The organism is Bacteroidota bacterium, assembly GCA_034723125.1.
Taxonomy (GTDB): domain Bacteria; phylum Bacteroidota; class Bacteroidia; order CAILMK01; family JAAYUY01; genus JAYEOP01.
This window is the reverse complement of the sequence record JAYEOP010000216.1, coordinates 1-3393: the sequence shown is the minus strand read 5'-3', so window position 1 is coordinate 3393 and position 3393 is coordinate 1. Positions and strand designations below refer to the sequence as shown.

Genomic DNA, 3393 nt, shown 5'->3' with positions numbered 1-3393 from the left:
GTAGCTTTGACGGTGGATTTGGTGCTTCGTATCTTGCACGAATAGTAGGACAAAAAAAAGCAAGGGAAATTTGGTTTTTATGTGATCAGTACAATGCCGAAGAAGCACTTGATATGGGTTTGATAAATAAAGTTGTTCCTCTTGAAGATTTGGAAAAAACAACAGTAGAATGGTGTAAAAAAATACAAAGGAAAAGTCCTCTGGCAATTCGTCTTTTAAAATCTGCTTTTAATGCAGAGCTTGACGGACAAGCAGGTATTCAAGAACTTGCAGGAAATGCTACATTACTTTATTATCTTTCTGATGAAGCAAAAGAAGGTAAAAATGCTTTCCTTGAAAAACGAAACCCTGATTTTTCAAAATTTCCTAAATTTCCGTAGAACCCAAGACATAGCTAAGCGATAGACTACTGACAATGAGGAAATAAATTTATGATATCAGAAATAATATACTGAGGTTGAAAAAAAAACAAAAATAGCTTGCTATTAAAAAAAATATTACATTTGCAAATGGATTTAAGATACATTCAATTTTATTAGAACATGAATCAAGTAAAGCAACAAAGATTTACGCTCATATTACTAGCAAAGGGCTTGACCTGTCTGCGTGTTACGCACAGGCAGACGACATCGTTAATCCATTGGATGATATGGAATTATAGGTTTTTGAGTGTATCTGAACATAATGGAAATAAACGGAAGTTCCGTTTATTCAAATGTTATGGGCAATTTAACAGAACACTAACATTTGTACAAGTTGAAAAAACTTTGCATAAAAAAACTTCAATATATGAAGTTTAATAAATTAAATAGTAATTTTACATTATGATTAAGCGAATATATATAGACACTTCTGTATTTGGCGGATATTTTGATACTGAATTTAGCCGTGATACAATTCCATTCTTTGAAAAATTAATTTCAAACAAAGTAGAGATAGTTGTGTCAGAAACTCTTGAATTAGAAATTTATAGGGCACCTGAATTTATTATTGAATTTTATGAAAGTTTACAAAACTTAAATAAAGTTGAATTGACAATTGAAGTTAAAAATTTAGCGGAAAAATATATTGAAGAAAAAGTTGTGGGGAAAACAAGTCTTGCAGATTGTCAACATATCGCCCTAGCAACAATCAACATCGTTGACGTTTTGGCAAGTTGGAACTTTAAACACATTGTAAATTTAGAACGAATTCGTGGATATAACTCAATAAATATTCGAGAAGGGTATAAAATGATAGAAATAAGAACACCAAAAGAAATATTTGATTATGGAAGAAACAATAAATAAACCTGGTGTAGTTAAATTAATGCGTGAAATTCGCGACAAATTTAGCTTGGATATAATTGATATGAGTTTTGAAGAACAAAAAGCATACTTAAAAAAACGCTTAAAAGAACTCAAAAGAAAAGAAAAAAAGCCCATAACAAAGGCTAATAAATAATTGCCGAGACAGTTATAAATTCAAGCATCGTAGCTCGTATTAAGTTCATCGTAAATTGAAAGATTAATGCTTCGAAATCGGCAACTATTCATAGCCTCAGCCGTCAGACTGTCTAAAAAAATCAACAATTTGTAGATAAAAATAATTTGCCACCAAAGGAATAATTTCTATTTTTATAAATGAAATTTATAGAACCTCCCTATACAAGGAAAAGACAGAAGACAGGCATATATTTTTCCAACATCACTAAAAGAAGCAATTAGAAAGACACAAACTAAAAAAATCAAATAATTTTTGAGCAAAACAAAAATAGCTTTATATTTGACAAAAAAATAATCGGTGGTTAGGGTTATTAGACAGACTGCCGTTATGTACAATTAGACAGAAGCTATACCGATAAAACTAAAACCTTGAAAAATTGATTTACAATTCATTTTGTCGTATCTTTGTATCAGATATCTAACAAAGGAAAAATGGATAAAAAAATAATACAATCATACGACAGATTTTTTAAAAACTTGTTTTCGGAAAAAAATGAGATAAAAGAATTTGTAACAAAAACTTTCCCGACTGAAATTACTAAAAATTTACAATTAGAAACATTAGAACTTGACCAAACCGAATATGTGGACAGCAAGCTTCGAACAACTTATTCTGATTTAGTCTATAATTGCAAATACGGAAATAATACTGACATAAAAATATCACTACTTTTTGAGCACAAAAGTAACCCTGAAAAATTTCCTCATTTTCAACTACTTGGGTATATGCTGAAAGTTTGGGAAATACAAATCAAACAAAACCAAGAATTAACCCTAATTATACCGATAATTTTTTATCACGGAAAAAGTAAGTGGACAAACAAACCCTTTGATACTTATTTTAAAGGATTGGATGACACATTGCAAAACTTTATCCCAAAATTTGACTATCAATTAATTGATACATCGAAATTTACAAACGAAGAGATTATAAATCTTTTTGAAAGTTTGCAATTGCAAATTGGCATACTTGTAATGAAAAACATCTTTAATGAACAAAAAATATTACAAGAAACCAATAAAATATTTGCTAATTTAAATCAATTATTACAAACCGAACGAGGCGAGCAATTTTTTGAGACCATAGTAGCATATTTGCTCTATGCAACAGGAATTGATGCCAAAAAATATGCAGAAAACATGAAAACAATATCACAAAAAGCAGAAAAGAAATTTGTTTCAACGGCAATGAGATTAGAAACAAGCGGAATTGAAAAAGGAATAAGAAAGGTTGCATTTTCAATGATACAGGAAAATTACACGAATAAAGAAATCATTAAACTTACGGGTTTAAATGAAAAACAAATTGAATATTTACGAACATTGAAAGAATATCAATTAGAACTTGAAACAATTTGACAGTAAGAATTGGAAAAAGCACATAACACCTAAGCATATAAAAACCCATAGTGCATGGCCACCTATGGTTTTTATGTGCATTGTTGAGCCTGCCTGCCAAGGTTCGACAGGCGGGCGAAACCAAAGTAAGTTGAAAATTTGTACTTCGCAATCGCCTACATTTTCATAGCCCCATCCGTCAGTCTGTCTAAAAAAATTAACAATTTGTAGATAAAAATAATTTGCCACCAAAGGAATAATTTCTATTTTTATACTATGAAATTTATACAAGGAAAAGACAGAAGACAGTCATATATTTTTCCAACATCACTAAAAGAAGCAATTAAAAAAAACGTAACCTAAAAAAAGCAAATTATTTTTTGAGCAAAGCAGAAATAGCTTTATATTTGACAAAAATTTAATCGGTGGTTAGGGTTATTAGATAGACTGCCGTTAGGCTTTATACTAAAAAAAACAAAATATCACATCGAAAATAATTAATTACCTTTGCAATATGATACGATTTAACGAATATATAGAAATTAATACAGAAAAGAGATTTGGAAAACCA

The 3393-nt window shown here is 29.8% G+C and carries 4 protein-coding genes; all 4 read left to right on the top strand.

Annotated elements, in window-relative coordinates; translation table 11 throughout:
* The coding region (locus tag U9R42_06180) for an enoyl-CoA hydratase-related protein (protein ID MEA3495608.1) at nucleotides 1–380 on the top strand (380 nt) is incomplete at its 5' end.
* Nucleotides 381–824: 444 nt separating this feature from the next.
* Nucleotides 825–1289, top strand: coding sequence for a PIN domain protein (locus tag U9R42_06175; GenBank protein ID MEA3495607.1), 465 nt, complete (start codon nucleotides 825–827; stop codon nucleotides 1287–1289).
* Nucleotides 1270–1443 carry a hypothetical protein gene (locus tag U9R42_06170; protein MEA3495606.1) on the top strand — a complete coding sequence of 58 codons (174 nt, stop codon included), beginning with the start codon at nucleotides 1270–1272 and terminating at the stop codon, nucleotides 1441–1443. Before U9R42_06175 ends, U9R42_06170 begins: the two co-directional genes overlap by 20 nt.
* Before the next feature lie 473 nt (nucleotides 1444–1916).
* The gene (locus U9R42_06165; GenBank protein ID MEA3495605.1) at nucleotides 1917–2843 is read left to right on the top strand and encodes an Rpn family recombination-promoting nuclease/putative transposase; all 927 of its coding nucleotides are present in this window, start codon (nucleotides 1917–1919) and stop codon (nucleotides 2841–2843) included.
* The last annotated feature ends 550 nt before the right edge of the window (nucleotides 2844–3393 follow it).